Genomic DNA, 24,362 nt, shown 5'->3' with positions numbered 1-24,362 from the left:
TCCGCGAATCGCTCAGGAGACCGCAAGATGCCTCTGGCTCGATCGGCCAAACGTTGGCTGGCGCCCGCGGTACAGACACTCGCGCCCCGTTTGTTCTGGCGGCGGAAGTACCGCATCTTGCAACACCTTGGGCAAACCCGGGCGGACGTGCAGCTGGCGGTTTCCTTATGCGATCCCAACCGGGTCTCGTTGGACATCGGCGCCGACGTCGGCCAGTTCTCGATCGCGATGCTCGCGTCGTCGCGATCGGTGATCGCATTCGAACCCCGGCCGGCTCAGGCTCGCGATCTGGTTGCGATGTTCGGCGCGGTCGGCGCCCCCGTGAAGGTGGAGGCGATCGCCCTGTCGGACACGGCCGGCGTGGGGACGATGCGAGTGGTCGAGTCCGAGCCGGGCCGCAGCACCATCGACGCCACCAATGCCCTCAGCGACGTCGACAGCAGCGGAATTCGCAGTGTCGACGTGCCGATCAAGCGGCTTGACGACCTGGGCTTGGACGACATCGGCATGATCAAGGTCGACGTCGAGGGCCATGAAGTCGCCGTGTTGCGCGGTGCCGCACAAACACTCGCGCGCAACCGGCCCGCGATCATGGTGGAAGCCGAGCAACGCCATTACCCCAACGCCGTCGCCGAGATCACGGCGTTGTTGCGCGAGTTCGGCTACTCCGGCTACTTCGACCTCGATGGCGTCCGGCGGCCGATCGACGAGTTCGACCCTGACGAGCACCAAGACCCGGCCAACGTCGGCGACCGCGACACCGACTGGGCGCCTCGCGGCGTCTACGTCAACAACTTCGTCTTCATTCCTCCGGGTGAGCGCTAGACCGAACGCCGGATGGGCCACCTCCTTGTGTGCGAAGGTCGCGGGCGTCGGCGATGCTAGATGGCGCTCGTCGGCAACACCTTGAGGTCGGCCAAAAATGGCATCGGCAGCCACCGCGCGGCCAGCAGCGCTTCCATCTCGTCGCCGGGGACGGGGCGCGACAGCAAAAAACCCTGCGCCCGGCGACACCCGTGCTGCATCAAAATCATTGCCGCGTCCGGTGTTTCAACTCCCTCGGCCACCACTTCCAGGCCGAACGCCTCGGCCAGCCCGATGATCGCGCGAACGATCGCCAGATCACCGGCGTTGTTGCCCAGATCGCGCACGAATCCGGTGTCGATCTTGAGCATGTCGACCGGCAGGGATTTCAGGTGCGACAACACCGCATAACCGGTGCCGAAGTCGTCGATGGCCAGCTGGACCCCGACTTCCTTGAGCTCCGCCAGGGTTTTTCGAGTGGTATCGATGTCGTGGACCACGGCGCGCTCGGTGATTTCCAGGCACACCGAGCCGGCTTCGATGCCGAACTCGTCTATGGTGTCGGCGACGCCGCGCACGAAGCCGCGGCTGATGAGCTGGATGGGCGACACGTTGATCCGCAGGACGGCCTCCCGGCCGACACCGTTGGCCTGCCAGCGACTGAACTCGGCGCATGCGTTGCGCAGCACCCAGCGGCCCAACTCCATCGCCAGGTTGGTCGATTCGGCGATCCCGATGAACGAATCCGGCAGCAGCAGCCCCCAAATCGGGTGCCGCCACCGCACCAGCGCCTCCGCGCCCACGATGGCGCCCGTCGACAGGTCGACCTCCGGCAGGTAGTGCAGCAGCAACGCCTCGCTGCCGATGTCGCCCTGCAGATGCAGCTCGATGTCGTTGCGGAACGCGCGTTTGAGGGACATGTCATCGGTGGACACCGCAATCTGGTTACCGCCACCGCGTTTCGCCGTCAGCACGGCCTCGTCGGCCCGGCGGAGCAGGTCGGTGCAGTTGTCCAGCCCCGGAACACCCACCGCGAGCCCGATGCTGACCGTCCGGCTGATCACGTGGCCGCCGATGGCTAGGCGCTCGCAGAGCATCGCCGAGAGGCGACGGGCGAACGACTCGGCGGCTTCCGGCGCCATCGGCTGGTCGGGCACGACGACGAACTCGTCCCCGCCCAGCCGGGCGATCGTGCTGTTGGGAGCGCAGATCCGGATGCGTTGCGCGAAGACCCGGATGAACCAGTCACCGGCGGTGTGGCCGAGGTAGTCGTTGATCGGCTTGAGCCGGTCGAGGTCGAGGTACAGCACCGCGATGGGCCCGGCGCGTCCCGCCGACAGCCGTTCGGTCAGGTGCGCGACCAGGGCACGACGGTTGTACAGGCCGGTCAGATCGTCGTGCTCGGCGAGATAGCGGAGCTTTTCTTCGGCCGCGATGCGCGCTTGCACCTGCGCGAACAGCGCGGCGACGGCCTCGAGCGTGTTGATCTCGTCTTGCTCCCACTTGCGGGCGCCGAACTTGACGAAGCCGAGCAAGCCGGTGGTGGTCTCACCCGAGACCAGCGGTGCGGCCGCCACCGAGGGCGAGGCGGCCACTTTGGCGCCGCCCAGCCGGCGCCGAACATAGCGTTTCGACTGCGCCGGCCGGATCACCACCGGTTTGCGGCCGTGCCCGCACTGCGCGAGGACCGACTCCGCGATGTCCAGCTGGGCGAAGGCCGTCGGATCCGGATCCGCGGCGTCCGTCCGGGGTGGCCACTCGGCGACCAGCGCCGAGGCCCGGGTCTGCGGGTCGAGGTGTCGCAAGAAGCTGGCGTCCACGTCGAACTGCTCGACGAGTTGCGCGAGCACCTTCTGGCTCACCAGGGTGGCCGTGGCTGCGGTGGCTTCCATCAGCTGCGTGGCGACGGAGGTGACGACCAGGTCCAGGCTGCGCGGCACGGTCTCCTCCGATACGGGCATGCATCCCAGCCGGGCGGGGGACGGTCTCGAGGCGGATCCCGTGTTTAGGCGGACCCGGGCAGGTCACGATCGGTTTCAGTCAGCAAAAACGTATCACGCAATACCCGCTTCATCCGGGCTAACGAGCAACTTGTGCGGCGCTGGTCGACGGTGACAAAGGCGGTCCTTGCGGGCCGCTGCGCGTCATTGACCGGCGGTGGAGGCGTCGCTCGCGATGTCCAGCGTGGCGATCGGATACAGGCCGGAACCGTCGCGGCCGTCGCGGGCCAGCGCCATCGGCGCGTAGTTCACCACGTGCGAGGCGCCCGGCTTGTGCTGCTGCCATTCCACGGACGCGCGCAGCGTGTAGTGCCCGGGCGCCAGGCCCGTCACGTCGACGCGCACCGACTCGGTCGACGACTCGGGAACCGCCTCCTCGCGTGACTGGCTGGAGTCGTCGTGCGACAGCGTCTTGAGATTGACCGTCGCCGGAATGGTGCGGACCACCGCTCCCGAGAAATCGACCAGCTTGTAACCGGGCGCCCATTGCTCGGTGGCCGCCGCCGAGCCGTAGTTGGTCCAGACGACCGAGATGGAAGCCACCTTGTCCCGGATGGACTGCGATCCCGGCTTGGCCTCCACCGAATACCGGTAACCGGCGGAGGTGTTCGCCTTGGCCCAGAGGAGATAGAGCTTGGGGTCCATCGCCGACGTCGCATCCCGGTCGGGGAAGTCGGCGCTCGCCGTCATCGAGACGTGATACCTGACGACGTCGTGCAGGGCCTTCTCGTAGTACGACCGCTGGTCGGTCCCGTTCGGCAACCGGCACCACTGGCTGATCACCAGCGCCGAGGTGAGCCGCTGCTTGATCGTGTTGACGGCGGCGTCGTTGAACCGCACGTAGTGCGAGTCGCTGGACTCGGCCCATTCCGGCAGGGGGGACTGCACCCCAAGACAATCCGCGCGGACGCCGACCGGTGCGGACAGTTTTTTGGTCACGTCGTCGGCGAACAACTCGCGGACGATCTCCGGATTCTCGGCGGTGACCACCAGTTGGGTGTGGGGGAACGCGCCGACGTTCGCCGCGACCAGTTGCCCGATGGACGCTTTGGTGATGCTCTGATCACGGAACTGGCTGTAATAGCCCAACTTCGGCATGCTCTCGTCCGGCGCCGGCCCGGGTGCACCGAGCGCGTCACGCACGTACGCGAGGCTGGTCTTGCCGAAATCACCGTATCCGGAGAACTCGAACACGCTGAGGCGCTCATCGCCGTCGTAGCGCCGCCCGAGCGCGGCGAGCAACTGCCCGAAACCGTTCAGGTAGCCGGCGTCGTTCCAATTCGGGACCACCTGTGCCACACGGGGTCCGGAACCGTTCGGCGTTGCGGGATAGCTGGTGGCCGCGGGGCGGATCCAGTCCGGAATCGCGATGTTGGTGTTGTCCGGATAGGAATCGTCGCAACAGGATTTGTACGCGTACACGCCAAGGGTCAGCCTCATGTTTCGGCTGCCGAGTTTCGCCAGCGTGTCGTCGATCACGCTGAAGTCGAACTTGCGGTCGTCGGGAGCGTCGGCGGGCAGCGTGCGCGGGTCGACCGGCTGCAACTGCCGCCACGAAACCCGCAAGCTGGCGTCATCCGAAGCGGGCCAGGCAGCGTACCGCTGCTGCGCGGAATTGCCTTGCGGGAAAAGCGGATTCAAGCCGTCTTCGTACTGGCCGCGCAGCGGGTTTGGGATTTCCTGAGCGGTGGGCGGAATGGCCGGACTGACCATCGCGGACAGTGGGCCTGGATCGCTTTTGCCACCGCATCCGCTCAGCACCATCGCCGTGCACACGACAGCGGCCAGCGCGCTCTTCCTCGTCTTCACGCTTGCTTCTCCCAACACACACCGGTGCCCACTGAAGTGGCCCCATACTGCCTGGGTTTTCCGGTGCGTGTATCCGACGCGGGGCAGGTCACGAATTGGCGTAGCGCAGCCTAACACGCACGGCCCGGGCCGCCCCGGGTCCGACGCAGTGCGGCCCTGCCCCGGAAGCGGCTCCCGTGAGACGCGTCACAATGTGGGCGGGCCTGTCACGCTCGGCCGGCCTGCGGTGTCTCGAGGGCATCAGGCCCGTGAGAACAGGAGACAGCAATGACCGAGGTGGCCGCCCAGAAAATTCATGTCGTCGTGGTCGGAGGCGGATACGCCGGAACACTGGCCGCGAACCATCTACGTCAACGTCCGGACATCGACATCACCCTGGTGAACTCCCGCCCCGTCTTCGTGGAGCGAATCCGCCTGCATCAGTTGGTCGCCGACACCGGCGCCGCGACCGCCGACTACGCCACGTTGCTGGGCGAGGGCATCCGATTGGTGGTCGACACCGTCGACCGCATCGAGGCCACCGCGCGGCGGGTCCTGCTGTCCTCGGGCGCCGAGCTCGACTACGACTACCTGATCTACGCTGTCGGCAGCACCGGCGCGACACCGGTGGCGGTGCCCGGATTCGCGGACTTCGCGTACGCGGTGGCCGACCTGGAAAGCGCGCAGCGGTTGCGCTATGCGCTCGTCGACCTGCCGCTGGCCGCGCCCGTCACGGTCGTCGGCGGCGGCCTGACCGGCATCGAAACCGCTGCCGAGCTGGCCGAACAGGGCCGCCAAGTGACCCTGGTGTGCGGCGCCGCGCTCGGGCCGTCGCTGAGCAAGCGGGGCCGGCGCTCGGTCGCCAAGCGCCTGCGCGGCTTCGGCGTCAACGTGCTGGAGTCCGCGGTGGTGACCGAGGTGCGCTGGGACGCGGTGGTGCTCGCCGACGGCGCTGTGCTGCCGAGCGCGGCGACCATCTGGACGGCCGGATTCGCCGTGCCGGACCTGGCCGCGCGCAGCGGGCTGAGCACGGACGCGGTGGGCCGGCTGCTCACCGACGAGACGCTGACCAGTGTGGACAATCCCTACGTCGTCGCGGCGGGGGACGCGGCCGCGCCGTCGGGACAGCCCCTGCGGATGAGTTGCCAGGCCGCCGGGCCGTTGGGCGCGCAAGCCGCCAACACCGTGCTCAGCCGCATCGCCGGAACCGCCCCGGCCCCGCTCAGCCAGGCGTTCGTCGGTCAGTGCATCAGCCTCGGCCGCACCTACGGCACGGTGCAGCTGTCGCGCACCGACGACACCCCGGTGAACATGGCGCTGGGCGGCCGGACCGGCGCGTCCATCAAAGAGGCCATCTGCAAGGGAACGCTATGGGCCATCCGGCGCGAGGCCGCCAGGCCCGGCTCCTACCTCTGGTTCAAGGGCGGCAAGAGGCCCGCGCAGGCACCGGCCGAGATCGCCCTGCGATGACGCGCCCACCGGCCGGCAGTGAGCACGCGGAAAGGTTCACCGTGCTGCGGCCGCTGCTGTTCACCATCGCCTACGAGATGCTGGGCTCGGCCACCGAAGCCGACGACGTGCTGCAGGACAGCTATCTGCGGTGGGCGGCGGTCGACCTGTCGACGGTGCGCGACACCAAGTCGTATCTGGCCCAGCTGGTGACCCGCCAGGCGCTCAACGCGCTGCGCGCCGACGCGCGTCGCCGCGAGGACTACGTGGGTCCGTGGCTGCCCGAGCCGCTGCTGCTCGACGAGCAGGATCCCTCCACCGATGTCGTTCTGGCGGAATCGATTTCGATGGCGATGCTGGTTCTGCTGGAGACGCTGAGCCCCGACGAGCGGGCGGTGTTCGTATTGCGCGAGGTGTTCGGCTTCGACTACGGCGAGATCGCCGAGGCGGTGGGCAAGCCGGCGCCGACGGTTCGGCAGGTGGCGCACCGGGCGCGTGAGCACGTACGGGCGCGGCGGAAGAGGTTCGACGCGACGGACCCGCAACGCAACGAGCAGATCACCGCCCAGTTCCTCGCGACGGCCGCCAGCGGCGACGTGGAGACGCTGATGACGATGCTCGCGCCCGACGCCACCTGGACGGCGGACAGCGGCGGCAAGGTGTCCGCGGCGCGCCGGCCGGTGGTGGGCGCCGATCGGGTGGCCCGGGCCATCGTCGGCCTGATCCGCAAGGCGACGGAGCTCGCGGAGTTCCGCGTCGACATGGTGACGTGCAACAGCGCGCCGGCCGTGCTGCTCTACCTCGGCGATCACCTCGAAGGGGTGATCACGCTGGAAATCGCCGACGACAAGATCACCAACTTCTACGTGACGCGCAACCCGGACAAGCTGGTGGCGCTGGCGACCGCCCGTGACGTCAGCCGCGGCTAGGTGACCGCACTTCTGTCAAGCTAGGGCGGTGCGTATCGACCGGCTCGGCGACCTTGGCGCCGCACCCCAGGTGCTGCGCGCCGTGGGCGACGCCACGGCACGCCTCGGGCTGCCGCCGCCGGCCGCGCTGACCGGCGACTGGTTCGGCGCGCTGGCGGTGATCGCCCCGAGCGTGCCGGCGCAGCCGGTCGATCCCGGCGCCGCCTTCGCGGTCCAGCTCGACTCGCAAACGGTCGACTCGCAAGCGGTGGGCGGCGGCTGGATCGGCTACCTCTCCTATCCCGATCCCGGCGCCGACGGCGGGCCGAACCGGATCCCCGAAGCCGCGGGCGGTTGGACCGACTGCGTCCTGCGCCGCGACCGGGACGGGCGGTGGTGGTACGAAAGCCTGTCCGGCGCGCCGATGCCGGACTGGCTGGCGGCCGCGCTGGCGACGGCGCCGCCGCCGGAGCGCGACTGCCGGATCGACTGGGGGCCCGCCGATCGGGCGGCTCACCGCGACGGGGTGCTGAACTGCCTGGAGGCCATCCGCGCCGGCGAGGTCTACCAGGCGTGCGTGTGCACGCACTTCACCGGTACGGTCTCGGGCGCCCCGCTGGACTTCTTCGCCGACGGCATCGCCCGCACCTCCCCGGCGCGGGCGGCGTATCTCGCCGGGCCGTGGGGCGCGGTCGCGTCGCTGTCCCCGGAGCTCTTCCTGCGGCGGCGCGGCACGCTCGTGACGTCCAGCCCGATCAAAGGAACCCTGCCCCTGGACGCCTGGCCGTCGGCGCTGCGGGCGTCGGCGAAAGAGGTGGCCGAAAACATCATGATCGTGGACCTGGTGCGCAACGACCTCGGCCGGGTGGCGCTCGTCGGCACCGTGACCGTGCCCGAGTTGTTGGTGGTCCGGCGCGCCCCCGGCGTGTGGCACCTGGTGTCCACCGTGTCGGCGCGGGTTCCCGTCGAACTGCCGACATCGGCGCTGCTCGACGCCGCCTTCCCGCCGGCCTCGGTCACCGGGACACCCAAACACCGGGCCCGTCAACTGCTCTCGCAATGGGAGCCGCATCGCCGCGGAATATATTGCGGCACAATTGGTTTGGCATCCCCCGTGGCCGGATGCGAGCTGAACGTCGCCATCCGTACGGTCGAGTTCGACCCCGCGGGTGGCGCCGTGCTCGGCGTCGGCGGGGGAATCACCGCCGACTCCGATCCCGACGCCGAATGGGCCGAATGCCTGCACAAGGCGTCCCCCATTGTCGGGCAGCCGCGCATCGCCGCCGCGTTCTCGGCCGGCTGACCCTCACGCGCGGCGCGACTGCAGGACCGCGTCGTAGAGCTGGCGCGAGCGCACGCCCGGATTCGCGTCGGCCACCTCACCGCAGGCGTCCTTGACGCGCGCGCCGTCGGCGACCAGCTCCTCCACCTGTGCCACCAGCGACGGCAGGTCGGCGCGTGGGGTGGCGCCGGCCAGCACGACGGTGATCTCGCCAAGCACCCCGTCGTCCGCCCACGCCGCCAGCTCGTCGAGCGATCCGCGCACCACCTCCTCGTGCACCTTGGTCAGTTCCCGGCAGATCGCCGCCCGACGGTCACCGCCGAGTCGGTCGACGGCGTCGCGCAGACACGCGGCCAAGCGGCGCGGCGATTCGAAGAACACGCAGGTGCGCCGCTCGTCGGCCAGCGAGTCCAGCCAGGTCCGCCGCGCGGCCTTCTTGCGCGGGGTGAAACCCTCGAAACAGAACTTCTCCGCCGGCAGGCCGGACAGCGCCAGCGCGGTCATCACCGCCGACGGGCCCGGGAGACAGGTCAGCGGAAGGTCGGCCTCCACGCACGCCGCGACCAGCCGGAAGCCGGGGTCGCTGATCAGCGGCATCCCGGCATCGCTGACCACCAGCACCGTCGCGCCCGCCTTGAGGGCGGCGATCAGCGAGTCCACCCGGGCCGCCTCGACCCGATCGAACAGGCTGATCACCCGGCCGGAAATGACGACGTCCAGCGCTTTCGCCAGCGTGCGCACCCGGCGGGTGTCCTCGGCCGCCACCACGTCCGCGCGGGCCAGGGCGTCGATCAGGCGGGGCGAGGCGTCCGACGGCTGGCCCAACGGGGTCGCGCCCAGCAACAGGCGGCCAGTGGTCATGACGGACAGCCTACGATCGACACCGATGTCCGCCCCGCCCCGCGAAGCGTCCTTGAACGTAGAAGATGCCGGCCCGGAGCGTGTCGTGCCCGTCGTCAGCCCGGGTCCGATGGTTCCGGTGGCCGACTTCGGGCCCACCGATCAAATCCGCGGCTGGGTCGTCACGGGCGTGATCGCCGTACTGGCGGCGATCACCCGATTCCTCAATCTGGGTTCGCCGACCGATGCCGGCACACCCGTCTTCGACGAGAAGCATTACGCGCCGCAGGCCTGGCAGGCGCTGCACAACCACGGGGTGGAGGACAACCCCGGGTTCGGCTTGGTGGTCCATCCGCCGGTGGGCAAGCAGCTGATCGCGATCGGCGAGGCGATCTTCGGGTACAACGGCGTCGGCTGGCGGTTCACCGGCGCTCTGCTCGGTGTGGTGCTGGTGGTTTTGGTGATGCGGACCGTCCGGCGGATCAGCCGCTCGACGCTGGTCGGCGCCATCGCCGGCGTGCTGGTGATCTGCGACGGCGTCAGCTTCGTTGCCGCGCGGACCGCGCTGCTCGACGGCATCCTCACCTTCTTCGTGGTCGCGGCGTTCGGCGCGCTGATCGTCGACCGGGATCAGGTGCGCCAGCGCATGCACGTCGCGCTGTTTGAGGGGCGCGCCGCCGAGACGGTGTGGGGCCCGCGGCTGGGGGTGCGCTGGTGGCGCTTCCTGGCGGGCGTCCTGCTCGGATTGGCTTGCGGGACAAAGTGGTCCGGGCTGTATTTCGTGGTGTTCTTCGGTGCGATGTCGTTGGCGTTCGACGTGGCGGCGCGGCGCCAGTACCAGGTGCCCAACCCGTGGCGGGGCGTTTTGCGGCGTGACCTGATCCCCACCGCGTACGCGCTCGCGCTCGTCCCGCTCGCGGTGTACCTGGCCAGTTACGCGCCGTGGTTCGCGTCCGAGACGGCGATCGATCGACACGAGGTGGGCCAGTCGATCGGCCCCCACTCGGTGGTGCCGCTGCCCGACGCCATCCGCTCGCTATGGCACTACACCGACAAGGCTTTCGATTTCCACAAGAGCCTGACGAACGCCGCCGGGAACTACCACCCGTGGGAGTCCAAGCCGTGGAGCTGGCCGATGTCGTTGCGGCCGGTGCTGTACGCGATCGATCAGCAGAACGTCTTCGGGTGCGGCGCGCAGTCGTGCGTCAAGGCCGAGATGCTGGTGGGCACTCCGGCCATGTGGTGGTTGGCGGTGCCTGTTCTCCTATATGCGGCCTGGCGCACCTTCGTCCGGCGCGACTGGCGTTACGCCGTTGTGCTGACCGGGTATTGCGCCGGGTGGCTGCCCTGGTTCGCCGACATCGACCGCCAGATGTACTTCTTCTACGCGGCGACGATGGCGCCGTTCCTGGTGATGGGGATCGCCCTGATTTGTGGCGACATCCTCTACCAGCCGGGCCGCGCCCGCGGGCTCAGCTCGGAACGACGCACGCTCGGGCTGATCGCCGTGTGCTGCTACGTGGCGTTGGTGGTGACCAACTTCGCCTGGCTCTTCCCGGTGCTCACCGGCCTGCCGATTTCGCAACAGACCTGGGACATGGAGATCTGGCTGCCCAGCTGGCGCTAGTGTGTGCGCGGCAATCTCGACGTTAAAGCGGGTCGCGGGCGACCGGGCAGGACATGCAGCGGGGGCCGCCGCGGCCGGTGCCCAACTCGGACCCCGCGATGGTCAGCACCTCGATGCCCGCGTCCTGCAGGCGGGCATTGGTCTGCGCGTTGCGCTCGTAGGCGACGACGACGCCGGGCGCCAACGCCAACGTGTTGTTGCCGTCGTCCCACTGCTCCCGTTCGGCGATGACGGGGTCCAACCCCGTGTCGATGACGCGCAGCTTGTCGATCTCCATCGCCTTGGCGGCGGCCTCCAGAAACGGCACCTCGTCGCTGATGGCAACGCCGTCCGGCGTGCGCTCGATCGTGAACGCCGAAAGCGTGTCGACGACGTTGGCGTACATCACCACGGTGTCGGTGTCGACCATCGTGCACACCGTGTCCAGGTGCATCTGCGCGCGCCGCTGGGCGATCGGCACCGCCAGCACCTTGTGCGCGAGGTCGTCGTCAAAAAGGCTGCGGGCCAACGCTTCCGCGCCCGCCGGGGTGGTGCGCTCGCCCACGCCGACCGCGACCACACCGGGGGCGAGCAGCAGCACGTCACCCCCCTCGACCGGAGCGGTGCGCGACTCGTAGGCGCGCCGCACCCCGGTGAACCGCGGGTGATGGGCGTAGATGAGATCGGTCAACGACGCCTCGCGCACCCGGGCGCGCAGCGCCAGCGTGGGGATGACCACCCGGGGGCCGATCCAAATCGACGAGTCACGGGTGAACACCAGGTTGGGCAGTGGCTCGATGACGAAGTCGGCCCCGTGGTGCATGCGCAGCACCAACGACACGTCGGTGCGGATGTCCGATGGCAATTCGTTGAACGTCATGCCGGCCATCAGCACCTGGGCCAGCCTGCCCGCGTCCAGTCCCCGCAGGTACGCCGAAAGAGATTGCGCCAGCGGCACCCCGAGCCGGCGCGCGTCGACCGCGGCGGCGACGCCCTGCATCCGCGCGGCCCCGCTGTGGGTCAGCGCCTCGGCCAGCAGGTCCGACAACAGCAGCACCTGCACGCCGCGGGAACCCAGCAGCTCGGCGAACTTGTCGTGTTCGTCTTGCGCGCGGGCGACCCAGGGCAACCCGTCGAAGAGCAACTGGTCCATGTTGCGCGGATTGAGCCGCCGCAGCTCGCCGCCGGGGCGGTGCAGGATGACGATCCGCAGCGTGCCCACCTCGGAATTGGTGCCCAGCTCAACCACACCCACAGTGAAAACGGTAGCCGCTCACGCCGCCGTCCCCCCCTTCATCGAACGGATGTGCGATAGACTCGGCGTCGTGGAGATGGCGGTACAAGGCTCCCTGTTCCAGCACACCGAGCGCAGAGAACTCGGTGACGGCGCCTTTATCGAGATCCGCGCGGGCTGGCTCACCGATGCCGACGACCTGCTCGAAGGCCTGCTATCGGCCGTGCCCTGGCGAGAGGAACGCCGCCAGATGTATGACCGGGTGGTCGACGTGCCGCGGCTGGTCAGCTTTCACGACCTCACCGTCGACGAGCCGCCCCATCCGCTGCTGGCCCGGCTGCGGCGCCGGCTCAACGACATCTACGCGGGCGAGCTCGGCGAGCCCTTCACCACGGTCGGGTTGTGCTGCTACCGCGACGGCTCCGACAGCGTCGCCTGGCACGGCGACACCATCGGCCGCAGCAGCTCCGAGGACACCATGGTCGCGATCATCAGCCTGGGCGCCACCCGTACCTTCGCCATGCGCCGGCGCGCACGTCCTGCTAAGGGCCCGTCGTTGCGGCTGCCGCAGGCGCACGGGGATCTGCTGGTGATGGGCGGATCGTGTCAACGCACCTGGGAGCACGCCGTGCCCAAGACGTCGGCGCCGGTGGGCCCGCGCGTCAGCATCCAGTTCCGACCCCGCGGCGTGCGCTAGGTCAATTGCGCGATTCCTTGTTCGCGCCGTTCCGGCGCTCACCGTCATCGCGCTAGGTCCAATTGCGCGATTCCTTGTTCGCGCCGTTCCGGCGCTCACCGTCATCGCGCTAGCTGCGGACCGCCTTCACCGCGCTGACGAGCAGATCGCGGGCGCGTTGCGTGTCGACCGGGGCGACCGGCTGCCCGGGGATGACCAGCGGATTGGCGGTGACGATCACCTGGTAATCGCCGAATTGGGCGGAGTAGTCGTAGAGCTCGCCCGTGCGGGGGCCACCCGCGACCAGCGCCTGCAGGACGCGGTGCACCCCCAGCGTGTGGGTTCCGTCGATCTGCGGCGCATCGACCACCTCGAGGCCGCCCCGCAGTTGCGGACCGGAAAACGCCACCTTGGCGCAGTCCTTACCGGGGTCGTTGAAGGGCAAGGCTTTTGAGGTCTCCACGGCGATGACCACGAACCGGTTGCCCTTGCCCTCGGCAGAGATCGCGGCCATGTTGCCCTGCAGGCCCGGCGGTATTTCCGGCCCCGCCGCCGCTTTCGCGCAATTGGCGGGGTCGAACGTCAGCCCGTCGGGGAGCTTGCGGCCGGACAACACCTTGGGATCGATCCCCCGTTCACCGATGTCGGTGACCTTGTAGTCGGGCCCGAAGCTCGACTTGACCTCGGAGACCTTCTTGATGTCGACCTTGGCCGAGGTGGCCCCCGATGAGCAGCCGGCGAGCACACCCACCACCGCGACTGTGAACGCCAGCTTGAACACCGTGGCCAATCTACCCAAGGCCGATGCGTCAGCTGCGCAACGTGGACACCGTTTTGACGAGCAGATCGGCGGCGAACTGCGGCGGCAGTGCGGCCACCACCGAACCCGGGTCGGTGGTCAATGTGGTGAACGCGTAGAAGTTGCCCAGGTAGGCGGTGAATGTGTATGTGCGCGAATCGATCTCGGTGCCCGACTCGACGGCCGACCTGACGTCGGCCACCATCCCGACGGTTTGGGCGCCATCGATGTGCGGGGCGTCGACGAGGTGCACGCTTGCCGTGGTGCGCCCGGCGGTCATCGTCCACTGGCCACACGCTGCGACGACCTCGCCGGGCAGGTCAACCGGCACCGGCAAAGCCACCACCACCGCGTCGACGATGCCGCCGCTGCCCGAACCGGACACGCCCTGCGCCGACTGGTCGCGTCCGTTCCCGGGGTCGGCAAGGGTCCCGCACTGGGGCGGCCTCGCCTTGCTATCCGACGTGTCGGGCCCCAGGCTCCAGATCACTCCCGGGGAGGCTCCGCTGGGAATGCCCGTGGTCGCCTCGTAACCGGGCGGCAGGTCGCGAACCACCCGTTTGATGTTGGCGGGGTTGACCGCCGTCGGCGGCGGCGCCTTGGCGGGCGCCCGCGACGGTGTGGGCGCCGGAGCGTGAGCGCACGCCGCCACCAGCAGCACGATCGCGGAAGTTGTCACCGGGCCAAACCGGAACGGCCGCATGCCCGTTGATAGCGCAACGAGCGGGCTCAGCCGACCACCTCGATCATCTGGCGGGCGACGTGCTCGATCTTTGCAGCCACGTCATGCCGAAACCCGTGGTCGCGCCGCTCGGGCACGTCGATGACGGTGGTGATGACGCCGACGTCTTCGCGCTGCCAGACCGCTCCGTAGTGGTCCATGATTGTGCGCATCGGCAGATTGTCGGAAAGCATTCGCGCGGAGAACTTTTCGACCCCGGCGACCCGGGCCGCGATGGACAGCGCGTTGATCAGGAACGTGCCGATCCCACGTCCCTGGTAGGCGTCGGCGACGGTGAAGGCGATCTCGGCGACGCTGCGGTCACCTTCGTCGCGCACGAATCGCGCGTCGGCCACCGGGTCCTTCCCGTCGATCACCACCCAGACGAAGTGGTCGACGTAGTCGACCTCCGAGAGGTAGTGCATCAACGCCGGTGTGGGAAGGCGCGGCGTCATGAAGCGCCGGTACAGCGTCTCGCTGGAGAATTCGATGTGTCCGTGCACGGTCCGCTCGCTGTCACCGGGCAGGACCGGTCGCAGCATCAGATGCGTACCGTCGCGGACCCGGACCGGGATCGGCGTGATGAACGCGGCGAGACGCTGGCGCACCGTGCGCAGCAGACGCTCCATGACCCCGGGTATGTGGACCATGCGGGCGAAGGCGTCGTTGTCGCCGATCCATCCGGTCAGCGGCCCGGCGGTGGTGACCGTCGCGGTCCGCGGGATGTGGCGAAGCAGGGCGATCTCACCGATGAGCATGCCCGGGAACGCGTGTTCGACGATGACCACGGCGTCGTCGCCGACGTGGGTGATCTCGACGATGCCCGACGAGATGAGCAAAAAGGAGACCGCTTCTTCGCCCTGCTGCATCAGCACCTGGCCGGCCGTGGCGCGCAGCGGTTGCAGCGAGGCGGCCAACGGCACCAGATCGGAGGCGGGACATCCCTCGAAGATGTCCATCGTCGCCAGCTCGTCCGCTCGCGCCCCGGTCAAGGCCACTGCGATAGCCCGCCGATCCCACCGTCGCGCCGTGGGTCTGCGCATCGCGGTGACCGCTGTGCCATGACCTGCCCGCCTGCGTTGCCGTCGTCTACCGCGCCAGGCCCGACAATCCCGGCCGCGGTCGGATGTTGCCCAGGTTATGGGCTGGGTTCCGGCCGCGGCAAGGATGCGCGGGCGGACGCTTCGCCAGGGTGATGCCGCGGGGCATGATGTTCGGGTGAGCGCGGGCCCGGACAAGATCGAGGTCGGCGGTCTCTGGTTCGACGCCCTGACCGAAGAACAGGTCGTCGACGTCGTGCGCGAAGCGTGGGCGGCCGGCCGCGGCGGCTCGATCGTCCCGGTGAACGTCGATGTGGCCCGGGCGGCCGCACGCGGCCCCGAGCTGGCCGAACTGATAGCCCGGGCATCCCTCGTCGTCGCCGACGGGATGCCGCTGGTGTGGGCGGCGCGCGCCAAGGGCGACTGGCTGCCCGAGCGGGTCGCCGGCTCGTCGTTGATCTTTCCGTTGAGTGCCGCGGCGGCCGCCGACGGGAAGTCGGTGTACCTCCTGGGCGGCGCCGAAGGGGTGCCGGAGCGGGCGGCCGGGGCGCTCGTGGCGCGGTCCGCCGACCTTCGCATCGCCGGCACCCTGTCGCCGCCGTTCGGCTTCGACGACACGGAGGACGGGGCGCGGCGGGCGGTCGCCGCCGTCGCGGCCAGCGCACCCGATCTGGTCTTCGTGGGTTTGGGCTTCCCCAGGCAGGAACGCCTCATCGAGCTGGTGCGCCAAGAGCTCCCCCATGCCTGGTGCCTCGCCTGCGGCGGCGGCATCGCGATGACCGCCGGGGTCGTCCGCCGGGCCTCCCCCGTGCTGCAACGGCTCGGATTCGAGTGGGTGCACCGGCTGGCGCACGAGCCGCGCCGCCTTGCCCGCCGGTACCTGCGGGACGATCTACCGTTCGCGCTGGCGTTGGTGATTCGCTCTGCGGCCCAACGGTTCAGGCGAGACTAGATTCCTTGGCGCTCAAGATGAGTCGCACGGCGGCGGCGAGGTCATCGACCACCACGTCGGCGCCCGCCGCCTCTTCGTCACCGGCGCGGAGCAGGACGGTCGCCGTGCCGGCCGCTCGGCCCGCCTCCACATCGCTCTCGCTGTCGCCGATCATCACCGCCTCGGCCAGGGCGAAACCATGCTCGTGTGCCGCGCGCACCAACATGCCCGCACCCGGCTTGCGGCAGTCGCAGCTGGCCGCGGCGTGCGGGCAGTGGTACGCGGCGTCGAGGCGGGCACCTTCGGCCGCCAGGAGTTGTTCCAGGCGGTCGTGGACGGCGGCGAAACGCGCCGCGTCCGCGGCCGGCTCCGATAGCCAACGCTGATTGGTCACCAGGATGGTGCGCAGACCGGCCGCGTTCAGGGCGGCCACCGCCCGGGCGGCGCCCGGCAACAACATCAGCTCTTCAGGGGACCGGATGTACTCCCCGTCGGCGGCCTTGACGTTGATGGTCCCGTCCCGATCCAGGAAGACAGTGCTCACTTTCCGCAGATCGGGCATCAGTCGCGACGGTCTCAGCAGGGCCGGGGAAACAACGCCGCTTCGACCATCTCGCAGATCGAGTGGCCCAGGTGCAGGCAGGCCTCCTGGACCCGTCCGGTGTTGTCGCTCGGTACCCGGATGCAGAACTCGGCCACATCGGCCACCTTTCCCCCGCGCGCACCGGTGAGCGCCACCGTCGTCATCCCGGCATCGGCGGCCGCCTCGAGCGCGCGAACGACATTCGGTGAGTTGCCCGACGTGGTGAGGCCGACCACGACATCCCCCGCGCGGCCGGCGGCGAGCACCTGGCGGGCAAACACGTCGTCGTAGGAGTAGTCGTTGCCGATCGCCGTCATCGCCGCCGTGGCGTCCGGCAGGCTGAACGCGGCCAGACCGGGACGGTCAAAAGCGAAGCGCCCCATCAACTCTGCGGCCAGATGTCCCGCGTCTTGGGCGGACCCGCCGTTGCCGAAGAAGATCACCTTTCCGCCGGCTCGCAACGACTCGATCATCAGCCTTGCGATCTCGACGGTCTGCTCGGCGATGGCGCCCGACAGCATCTGCTGCTTGACCGCGATGGTGTCGGCCAGCCGCTCCTGGACCACCTCGACGCTTGGCGTGACGACATCCGAGCGGCTCATGCCTGCCATGTGGTCAATCCCTTGCTCTCGAAAGCGAATTCGGTGATGGTGGCCCCGGCCGACTCAAGGCTTTCGATCAGGCGGTGCTTTTTCGCGAAGTCGCAGAACAGCAGGATGTAACCGCCCCCGCCCGCCCCGGTGATCTTGCCGCCGAGGGCACCGTTGCGCAGGGCCAGGTCGTAGAGCTCGTCGATGCGCGCATTGGTGATGTACGGGGACATGCGCTTCTTCTGGGTCCAGGCCTCGCCCAGTAGGGCCCCGAAATCGTTCAGCTTGTTCGTCAGCAGGGCGGCCTTCATGGCAACGGCCAGCTCCTTCTGTGCCCGGAGCCCGGCCAGGGTGTCGTCGGCGCCGGTGGTGGCGCGCCTGGTTTGGTCCTCGATCACCCGGGCGGAGTCCCGCGTGATGCCCGTAAAGCACAGCAGCAGGCTCAGTTCGAGCTCGAACGCGGTCTCCTCGCGGATGCGCAGCGGGTTGACGATCACCCGGTCGGTGAACTCGATGAAGTTGAATCCCCCGAACGTCGCCGCGTACAGGTCCTGCATGCCACCCGTGATGCCCAGGTCCTCACGCTCGATGGCACAGGCCAGCTGCGCGGTCTCGTATTCGCCCATCGGCACGCCGTAGTGCTCGGCGAGCAGGCCGGTCAGCGCGACCATCATCGTCGACGACGAGCCCAAACCCGATCCCGGCGGAGCGCTCGAACGCAGCACCAGGTCGTAGCCCTCCGTGCCCTCCCTGCCGAACCTGCGCACCGCGGCCTTGATCAGATCCAGGCTGCCGTCGTAGAGGATCTCGCTGTCGAGCGTCATCTCGTGGGTGGTCTTGAAGTCCACCGACTCGATCGTGACCCGCCGATCGGTGCGCGGGGACAGCGATCCCTGCGCGTACCGATCGATGGTCGCGGAAAGGACGCAGCCGCCTTCGGTGGTCGGGAATGGCGGTACGTCCGTGCCGCCCCCCGCGAATGAAATCCGCAGCGGGGCGCGTGCGCGGATTCGGGGCCGGGGCAGGTGATTCACTGTCGACGTACTCCGCTCAGCCGGCCGACGCGCGTCCCGCGATCGTCAGCGAAAGGTGCGCCACGTCCTAACCCCGTCCGTTGCCTGCGCGAGGCCCCAATGCATCGCCTCTCACGAAGAGCCCTAGCGTAACAGCCGGATCGGCAGAAAAATCGGGATTCACCTGCGGATTATGCCAACCCGTCCAAGCCTTCACGAAAGCGATGAAATGAGCCAGGATGCAATCGAATTGACCCGTGGTCTGCTCACCGAGGCCGCGGTACCGCGGTACGGTTTCCTCGACGTATTGGGCGAATCGACGAGTTCCCCGGCCCCGACGTTCGCGCAGCGCGCCATGAACAGCCCCCTCGTCGCGACGGTCTACGAGCGGCTGTGGCGCCCAGCCGCGTTCTATGCGGCCAGCGGCGTCACCACCGGCGCCGAGCAGCGGCGCGCGGCCACGGCGTTGCGGCTGTCGACCGCGGGACGATTGCTCGACGTCGCCTGCGGCCCAGGCAATTTCACCGGATCGCTGGCGGAACAGCTACCGGATGGCGGCCTCGCCGTCGGTTTCGACATCTCCGAGCCGATGCTGACGCGCGCCGTCCTGGACAACAGCACCCCGCGCACCTGCTATGTCCGCGGAGACGCCCGCGCGTTGCCGTTCGCCGACGCGACATTCGACGCGGTCTGCTGCTTCGGGGCCCTGTACCTGATGCCCGAGCCGTTCCGGGTGGCCCGCGAAATGGTGCGGGTGCTCAAGCCCGGGGGCCGCATCGCGGTCCTCACCAGCTACGTCCCGGACCTGCCGCCGGTCCGGCATGCGATGACCGCCGGCGCCCGCGTCATCGGGCTCACCATGTTCGACCGGCACGCCTTCGTCGACCTGTTCTGCACGGCCGGGCTGGTCGATGTCGAGCAACAGACCCAGCGGGCGCTGCAGTTCGTCGCCGCCGCAAAGCCGGGCTGACGGGACTAGGAGGCCACCTTGCACACGCCGAGGACCCGGACGACGGGGGTGCCCGCCGCGCATTCCAGCACCCAGGGGTCGCCGCCGTCGATGGGCTCCGACGTCAGGGTGAACAGCACCGGCTGCCCGCTGCGCTGCGTCATCTGCGTGCATTCGACCCGGAACAGGCGAAAATCACCACCCTGATCGATTGCGAGCGAGAACCCTGGCCGCACCGACTCAACCGGCACCTTTTGCAGGTAGTAGTCAACGTTCATCCGTCGACCGTAGGACCGGTATTCCGGCGCGCCGGGGGCCGCCACGCGCCTCTTAAGCAATGTTCAGGCAAATTTTGGGACCGTATTAATCTTCGCCGCGCGCATGCGCACCGGGCTGCAGGACGAACTGGGCGATGACGGCCGCCATCTCGTCGATCGCGCGGCGGGGTATGACTTCGTAACCATGCGTGCTCAGCGTGGGCACGCACAGCAGGCCCGCGCGCGGTGTCAGCCCGTTGGCCTTCGAGTGCGACGCGTCGGATTCGAACGCGCCCAGCACGGCGGCCTGGGGCGACAGACCCAGCTCGGTGGCGATGCTCATCAGCCGGTCGGCGACGTCTTTGTCGTAGACGCACAAGGCGTCGCTGTAGCCGACGATCGGGCCGCCGGTGACGGTGGTGCCGTACTCCTGCTCGGTGGGGCCCACCTCCAGCGCGAGGGTGAGGGTGCCGGGCAGCGACCCGCTGGCGTAGGTGCCGCCCACGCCGCCGATCTCCTCGTTGGTGGTGAACACGAGGTAGACGTCGTCGACGGGCCGCTGGCCGCGTTCGCGCAGCTGGGCGGCCGCGCGCAGCAGGGCGGTCACCGCGGCCCGGTCATCGAGGAAGTAGCAGCCCAGGTAGCCGCCGAACTCGACCAGCGTCCTCTTGCTGCGATCGACGCACACCCGGGTACCCGGGCGCACGCCGGCGACTTCGAGCTCGTCGGTGCTCAGGCCGGTGAAGACGTAGACGTGATCCCAGTCCAGGGCCTTGTCGCCCTGGTCGGGCTTGGTCTGCCAGATCCGCTGGCTCTCCTGCGTGGTGTGCTCAGAACCGAGCGTGAGCACCGCGGTCAGCGTCTCGTGCTGGCCGAGCACGGCGACCGGCCCGAGGCCGAAGTTGCCGGGATACATCGTGCCCAGCTGGGTCAGGTGCAGCGTGCCGTCCGATTCCACCCGCTTGACCAGCATGGACAGTTCGTCCATGTGCGCCATGATCCGCGTCGCCACGCCGGGTTCGGCCGCCGAGGACACCCGGTGCCGGTGCGCGCGCCCAACGCCGTCGGCGGGAGGGTCGGCGGCGATGTACCCGATCAAATTGCCGGCATCGTCGGTCCACATGTCGTCGACGGCGGGTCGCAGTTCGCGGGCACACACGGCGCGTACGCCGGCCTCCTGGCCGCACGGCCCGTAGGCCCACAGAAGTTCTTGCAGCAGGCCGTCGGGGGCGTTGTCCTCGCGCGTCGCCATTCGGTCCTTTCGGGTTCGCGGCTCGTCCGAAAGGATCAGTACCCGCGTCAAGTGGTGTGCAACCGCGGGCCCGCTCGGCGCGCCGGTTACGCGTACGCGAGTTCCAGTCGTTCGAGGCGGCGCACCAGCAGACTGGGGAGCCACCTTCCGACGGCGGCGGCCGTGACGTTCGAGGTCCGCTCGAGGAGGTGGCCCAGCACAATGGTCGCCTCCAACCGGGCGAGTGCGGCTCCGACGCAGAAGTGGATTCCCTTCCCAAAGCTGATGTGGCCCTTCCCCGCAGGCCGGTCGAGTCGAAACTCTGCAGGGTTGTCGAAGTGCGAGGGGTCCCTATTGGCGGCTCCCCACAACAGAATCAGCCGCGAACCCGCCGGCAGTTCGGCGCCGCATAGTTCGGTGTCGTTGACGACGTGCCGGTAGTGCCCACGGAAGGGCGGTTCATAGCGCAGCACCTCTTCCAGGAACGCCCCGAGCGCATCCGGCCGATCGCGCAGCTGCCGCTGGATATCCGGCCGAGTCGCCAAAACCCACGCGGCAGAACCGATCAGGGAAGCCGTGGACTCACCGCCCGCACTGAACACGGTGATCATCATGGCGAGCGCCGCTAAGTCGTCCAAATCGCCGGAAGCGCAGGCGGTAGCGAGATCACCCAGCAGATTGTCTTGTCGGTTGCCTGCCGCGTCCTGGAACCGTTCGATGATGTAGCCGCTGAGTTCCATCACCGCGATGCCCGCGGCGTCCATTTGATCTTGGGTGACCAGCCCTTCGACCACTTGGGTCGCGGAGTAACCCCAGTGGATGAGCTTGTCGATGTCCGCGTCGGGAACGCCGATGATCCTGCCAACGATCATCATGGGCAGCCGATTCGCCATTGCGCTCATCCATTCGATGCGTCCGTCTCGCTCCCGGGCTTCCCAGATCCGGGCTGCCGTCTCGGCGATGAATGGTTCGAAGGCGCGGATGCGCTTCGCCGCGAGTTGTGGCAGCAACGCCTTCCGATGCACGGAGTGGACCGGCTCGTCAGCGGTGGCCAATGCTTGGGTGGGTCCGCCGAGTTCGCCCATCGGGAAAGCTGCGACTGCTCCTCCGGGCTGATACATCATCGTCGCGGTCAGGTTCGACGAGAAGTCGGCGCAGCGTGTGACCGCCTCGCTCACACCAGCCCAACTGCTCACCGCATAGAAGTCCGAAGCTCCGATGCGATGGACATGTCCGGCCTGATGCATCCGGTCGTAGAGCGGATACGGGTTCTGGATGAACTCGTCGTCGAATAGCGCCAGGCCAAGACCACCGTCTCTCGATGTCATTCCTCAACGCTGAGCGGCGAAGACCTGCGGAGTCAATCGAAGTCAACGAAGTTGCAATCCCCGACACCCGCCTGCTGACCGCGTCGTCTCACCAGGGCGACATGACCTGCGGAGATGGTGAAAGATCTCGCCAAGATCGTCTCAACTCTGAGAAGATATACGTCTAACGACTCAAGGGGGTGGAGGCCGTGGCCCGAGACGACTGGGTCGTTGGTGGCGATCGCCGGACCGCGGCGGCGGAACGTATCTACGCCGCGGCAACCGACCTCGTGCTTCGCGAGGGGCTCGATGCTTTCGACATCGACGCCCTGGCGACGCGGGTCCACTGCTCGAGAGCCACCATCTACCGGTACGCGGGCGGCAAGACCCAGATACGAGACGCGGTGCTGATCCGCCTGTCAGCGGGGATCGTCGACACCGTTCGCCGTGCCGTCGAGGGGCTGAGTGGCCCCGAACGCGTCATCACCGCTGTCGCCGTCGCACTCGAAGAGATCAGGTCAAATCCACTGCGGCGACTGATGCTTAGCTCCGGCATCTCCCCGGACTTGGGCGAGTTGCATTCCTCAGTGGTGCTCAGTCATCTTGCCGCCGAACTCACGGGAATCACTGACGACCCGGAGGCGGCACAGTGGATCGTGCGCGTGGTGCTGTCCCTGGCCTACTGGCCACTCGCGAGCAGTCGCGTCGAACGAAAAGTGCTGCAGCGGTTTCTTGCTCCCGGCTTTACCGAAGGGTGAATCAGCCGGCCGCTAATGCGGTTGGTCCAGGCTCTTCGATCGCCCCTCGATTCGTTGACGGCCGTCATTGACGAGCGTCAGCGACTTGGCGTACCGTGCAGCGATGGAGTCACGGGCCCCCACCGAAGCCGCAACATCGGCGCGGGGCGTCCGGGAGGCTCGACGACTCGAAACCCGGGCACGCTTGTTCGACGCGGCGCTGGCTGAGATTGCCCAGCGCGGGCTGGCCGCTGCCGACGTGAGCGCCATCGCCGCCGCGGCGGGCGTGGTGCGGGGAACGTTCTACTTCCACTTCCCGACGAAGGAGCACGTTCTCGCCGAGTTGGAGCGCAGCGAGGAAACGCGGATCATCAGCGAACTTGGCGCCGCCAACGGGGACCTGTCGCCGATCCTCTCGCAACTCGTCACCCACGTCCTCGATGCCGAAAAACGTTTGGGTGCAGCAGTTTTCCGCGACATGCTCGGCCTGCATTTCTCGTCGTCCCGGCCGGTCGAAGACGAGTTCGCGCAACACCCGCTCGCACGGTTTCTGGTGGGCCTCATCAGCCGGGCGCAATCCGCGGGGCAAGTCTCGGCCGAGGTGGACGCCGCGGAACTCGGGACGTTCTTTCTCACCGGACTCTTCGCCCTGCTGGCCACCGGGACACACGATCCTGCGCAGTTAAGCCGTTACGTGACAACGATTGTCAAAGGAATGGAGAAACGATGAACGGCATCGAAGGATACCGAGATTTTCTGGCCCGCCGTGACGGCGAAGCCGACCTGCTCAACAGGCGGTTGGCCAATCGCGAGCATTTCTTCAACGAACTCGAGGCCAACCCCGTCCGGTCAGCCCATCCCGCCGACCGAGACACCTTCCTTCGCAACCTGCGCCGGCGGCGACCGGAAGCCGGGCTGGATCCGAAGATGCTGTTCCTGCTGGCAACGGCCAAACTGAACCAGGCTGAGAGGTTCGGCGTCGGACTCGGCGAAACCTACGGGCGCAACAGCGATCAGAACCTGCCGCCCGAGAACGTCTACCTCGAACTCGAAGAGCACTACCACACGCGGCTGCTCGCGTACGCGCTCGACATCTTCGATCTGACCTTTCAAGTCGTTCCCCCGCCATTCGTGATGCGCCAGTTCGTGAAGACCGGCGTGTTCCTCCCCGAACGGCTGAGCTTTGCCTTCGTCGGAGCCGCTGAGATGGCGGGCTGCATCATGTTCGACGAGCTACGCCGCGCCGGCATCAAGCTATTCGCGGACGAACCGGAGGTCGCCGAGCGAATAGAACTGCTGTACAGCGAGATCCTGACGGACGAGATCGGACACGTCGGCTACTGCGCGTCACGCTGCACCATCGCGGAGCGGGCGATCATGCGGCGCCTCTATCCACTCATTGGACGAATGTTCGCTCGCCAGACCGCCGAGATCAGCCTCCTGATCGACCCGAAGGCGTTGCACGCCCGGCTCGACCGCCCCTTCAACGTCGACGAACTGACCGCCGACCTGGACAACGAAACGTATCTCGTCGCCCACCCGTGACGGGTTGAGTGCTTGAACACGGGATCCCAATTCGGGGAGTAACGTCATCAGCCTGTCCGGGGAACGAATGGC

Annotated in this window: 24 protein-coding genes; 11 read left to right on the top strand and 13 right to left on the bottom strand. The window is 68.3% G+C overall.

What is annotated here, in order from left to right; all coding sequences use genetic code 11:
• Positions 1 to 27 precede the first annotated feature (27 nt).
• Positions 28 to 825 (top strand): FkbM family methyltransferase, encoded by a 798-nt coding sequence (locus tag A5781_RS02005; RefSeq protein ID WP_067200348.1) that lies wholly within the window; start codon positions 28 to 30, stop codon positions 823 to 825.
• A gap of 56 nt (positions 826 to 881) precedes the next feature.
• On the opposite strand, the gene A5781_RS02000 is transcribed toward A5781_RS02005, so the two are convergent.
• Positions 882 to 2,744, bottom strand: coding sequence for a bifunctional diguanylate cyclase/phosphodiesterase (locus A5781_RS02000; protein WP_067200496.1), 1,863 nt, complete (start codon positions 2,742 to 2,744; stop codon positions 882 to 884).
• A gap of 204 nt (positions 2,745 to 2,948) precedes the next feature.
• Positions 2,949 to 4,568: a hypothetical protein gene (locus A5781_RS01995; protein WP_231990561.1), complete on the bottom strand. Its 1,620-nt coding sequence runs from the start codon at positions 4,566 to 4,568 to the stop codon at positions 2,949 to 2,951.
• 312 nt (positions 4,569 to 4,880) lie between these two features.
• Between A5781_RS01995 and A5781_RS01990 the strand changes: the two genes are divergently transcribed.
• Genes A5781_RS01990 through A5781_RS01980 form a run of 3 tightly spaced genes read left to right on the top strand, consistent with a single transcriptional unit; the run spans position 4,881 to position 8,252 of the window.
• Positions 4,881 to 6,062 (top strand): NAD(P)/FAD-dependent oxidoreductase, encoded by a 1,182-nt coding sequence (locus A5781_RS01990; protein WP_067200345.1) that lies wholly within the window; start codon positions 4,881 to 4,883, stop codon positions 6,060 to 6,062.
• Positions 6,059 to 6,970 (top strand): RNA polymerase sigma-70 factor, encoded by a 912-nt coding sequence (locus A5781_RS01985; protein ID WP_067200341.1) that lies wholly within the window; start codon positions 6,059 to 6,061, stop codon positions 6,968 to 6,970. The genes A5781_RS01990 and A5781_RS01985 overlap by 4 nt, the downstream gene beginning before the upstream one ends.
• 28 nt (positions 6,971 to 6,998) lie before the next feature.
• Positions 6,999 to 8,252: an aminodeoxychorismate synthase component I gene (locus tag A5781_RS01980; RefSeq protein ID WP_067200339.1), complete on the top strand. Its 1,254-nt coding sequence runs from the start codon at positions 6,999 to 7,001 to the stop codon at positions 8,250 to 8,252.
• 3 nt (positions 8,253 to 8,255) lie between these two features.
• On the opposite strand, the gene rsmI is transcribed toward A5781_RS01980, so the two are convergent.
• Positions 8,256 to 9,092: a 16S rRNA (cytidine(1402)-2'-O)-methyltransferase gene (gene rsmI, locus A5781_RS01975; RefSeq protein ID WP_067200336.1), complete on the bottom strand. Its 837-nt coding sequence runs from the start codon at positions 9,090 to 9,092 to the stop codon at positions 8,256 to 8,258.
• A 25-nt stretch (positions 9,093 to 9,117) separates the two neighbouring features.
• On the opposite strand from rsmI, the gene A5781_RS01970 reads away from it, so the two are divergent.
• Positions 9,118 to 10,698 carry a dolichyl-phosphate-mannose--protein mannosyltransferase gene (locus A5781_RS01970; protein ID WP_067200332.1) on the top strand — a complete coding sequence of 527 codons (1,581 nt, stop codon included), beginning with the start codon at positions 9,118 to 9,120 and terminating at the stop codon, positions 10,696 to 10,698.
• Positions 10,699 to 10,720: 22 nt separating this feature from the next.
• Here the strand turns inward: A5781_RS01970 and arcA are convergent, their stop codons facing one another.
• Positions 10,721 to 11,932 carry an arginine deiminase gene (gene arcA / locus A5781_RS01965; protein WP_067200329.1) on the bottom strand — a complete coding sequence of 404 codons (1,212 nt, stop codon included), beginning with the start codon at positions 11,930 to 11,932 and terminating at the stop codon, positions 10,721 to 10,723.
• Between the two features lie 70 nt (positions 11,933 to 12,002).
• On the opposite strand from arcA, the gene A5781_RS01960 reads away from it, so the two are divergent.
• Entirely contained in the window at positions 12,003 to 12,608 is a 606-nt protein-coding gene (locus A5781_RS01960; RefSeq protein ID WP_197503648.1) for an alpha-ketoglutarate-dependent dioxygenase AlkB, read from the top strand.
• A gap of 109 nt (positions 12,609 to 12,717) precedes the next feature.
• Here the strand turns inward: A5781_RS01960 and A5781_RS01955 are convergent, their stop codons facing one another.
• From A5781_RS01955 to A5781_RS01945, 3 genes are read right to left on the bottom strand one after another with little or no spacing between them, the layout of a single operon-like run.
• On the bottom strand, positions 12,718 to 13,377 hold the full coding sequence (locus A5781_RS01955; protein WP_369817664.1) for a DUF5642 family protein: 660 nt from the start codon (positions 13,375 to 13,377) through the stop codon (positions 12,718 to 12,720).
• Positions 13,378 to 13,396: 19 nt separating this feature from the next.
• On the bottom strand, positions 13,397 to 14,089 hold the full coding sequence (locus A5781_RS01950; RefSeq protein ID WP_067200323.1) for a DUF5642 family protein: 693 nt from the start codon (positions 14,087 to 14,089) through the stop codon (positions 13,397 to 13,399).
• A gap of 26 nt (positions 14,090 to 14,115) precedes the next feature.
• Positions 14,116 to 15,150, bottom strand: a complete 1,035-nt coding sequence (locus A5781_RS01945) for a GNAT family N-acetyltransferase (protein WP_067200320.1) — start codon at positions 15,148 to 15,150, stop codon at positions 14,116 to 14,118.
• A 175-nt stretch (positions 15,151 to 15,325) separates the two neighbouring features.
• On the opposite strand from A5781_RS01945, the gene A5781_RS01940 reads away from it, so the two are divergent.
• Positions 15,326 to 16,099: a WecB/TagA/CpsF family glycosyltransferase gene (locus A5781_RS01940; RefSeq protein WP_067200317.1), complete on the top strand. Its 774-nt coding sequence runs from the start codon at positions 15,326 to 15,328 to the stop codon at positions 16,097 to 16,099.
• On the opposite strand, the gene A5781_RS01935 is transcribed toward A5781_RS01940, so the two are convergent.
• From A5781_RS01935 to A5781_RS01925, 3 genes are read right to left on the bottom strand one after another with little or no spacing between them, the layout of a single operon-like run.
• Complete coding sequence (locus tag A5781_RS01935; RefSeq protein WP_067200314.1) at positions 16,086 to 16,640, bottom strand: HAD-IIIA family hydrolase; 555 nt, start codon at positions 16,638 to 16,640, stop codon at positions 16,086 to 16,088. The genes A5781_RS01940 and A5781_RS01935 overlap by 14 nt on opposite strands.
• A gap of 14 nt (positions 16,641 to 16,654) precedes the next feature.
• Positions 16,655 to 17,272: an SIS domain-containing protein gene (locus A5781_RS01930; RefSeq protein WP_197503647.1), complete on the bottom strand. Its 618-nt coding sequence runs from the start codon at positions 17,270 to 17,272 to the stop codon at positions 16,655 to 16,657.
• On the bottom strand, positions 17,260 to 18,276 hold the full coding sequence (locus A5781_RS01925; protein WP_067200486.1) for a GHMP kinase: 1,017 nt from the start codon (positions 18,274 to 18,276) through the stop codon (positions 17,260 to 17,262). Before A5781_RS01925 ends, A5781_RS01930 begins: the two co-directional genes overlap by 13 nt.
• A gap of 217 nt (positions 18,277 to 18,493) precedes the next feature.
• Here A5781_RS01925 and A5781_RS01920 point away from each other — a divergent pair, with 217 nt between their 5' ends.
• Positions 18,494 to 19,234: a class I SAM-dependent methyltransferase gene (locus tag A5781_RS01920; protein ID WP_067200307.1), complete on the top strand. Its 741-nt coding sequence runs from the start codon at positions 18,494 to 18,496 to the stop codon at positions 19,232 to 19,234.
• Positions 19,235 to 19,239: 5 nt separating this feature from the next.
• Here A5781_RS01920 and A5781_RS01915 read toward each other — a convergent pair whose 3' ends face one another.
• The 3 genes from A5781_RS01915 to A5781_RS01905 form a co-directional block, all read right to left on the bottom strand.
• Positions 19,240 to 19,491, bottom strand: coding sequence for a hypothetical protein (locus A5781_RS01915; RefSeq protein ID WP_067200303.1), 252 nt, complete (start codon positions 19,489 to 19,491; stop codon positions 19,240 to 19,242).
• A gap of 85 nt (positions 19,492 to 19,576) precedes the next feature.
• Positions 19,577 to 20,722, bottom strand: a complete 1,146-nt coding sequence (locus tag A5781_RS01910; RefSeq protein WP_067200300.1) for a M42 family metallopeptidase — start codon at positions 20,720 to 20,722, stop codon at positions 19,577 to 19,579.
• A gap of 86 nt (positions 20,723 to 20,808) precedes the next feature.
• Positions 20,809 to 22,029, bottom strand: coding sequence for a cytochrome P450 (locus tag A5781_RS01905; protein ID WP_067200295.1), 1,221 nt, complete (start codon positions 22,027 to 22,029; stop codon positions 20,809 to 20,811).
• Between the two features lie 188 nt (positions 22,030 to 22,217).
• Between A5781_RS01905 and A5781_RS01900 the strand changes: the two genes are divergently transcribed.
• The 3 genes from A5781_RS01900 (at position 22,218) to A5781_RS01890 (ending at position 24,290) form a co-directional block, all read left to right on the top strand.
• Positions 22,218 to 22,766 (top strand): TetR/AcrR family transcriptional regulator, encoded by a 549-nt coding sequence (locus A5781_RS01900; RefSeq protein WP_067200483.1) that lies wholly within the window; start codon positions 22,218 to 22,220, stop codon positions 22,764 to 22,766.
• A gap of 103 nt (positions 22,767 to 22,869) precedes the next feature.
• Complete coding sequence (locus tag A5781_RS01895) at positions 22,870 to 23,475, top strand: TetR/AcrR family transcriptional regulator (protein ID WP_067200292.1); 606 nt, start codon at positions 22,870 to 22,872, stop codon at positions 23,473 to 23,475.
• Entirely contained in the window at positions 23,472 to 24,290 is an 819-nt protein-coding gene (locus A5781_RS01890; RefSeq protein ID WP_067200289.1) for a hypothetical protein, read from the top strand. The genes A5781_RS01895 and A5781_RS01890 overlap by 4 nt, the downstream gene beginning before the upstream one ends.
• Positions 24,291 to 24,362 lie beyond the last annotated feature (72 nt).

This window comes from Mycobacterium sp. 852002-30065_SCH5024008 (assembly GCF_001665645.1).
In the GTDB taxonomy this organism is placed as follows: domain Bacteria; phylum Actinomycetota; class Actinomycetes; order Mycobacteriales; family Mycobacteriaceae; genus Mycobacterium; species Mycobacterium paraffinicum.
Note: the sequence above shows the minus strand (reverse complement) of the source record. Positions and strands in the feature narration are given on the sequence as shown.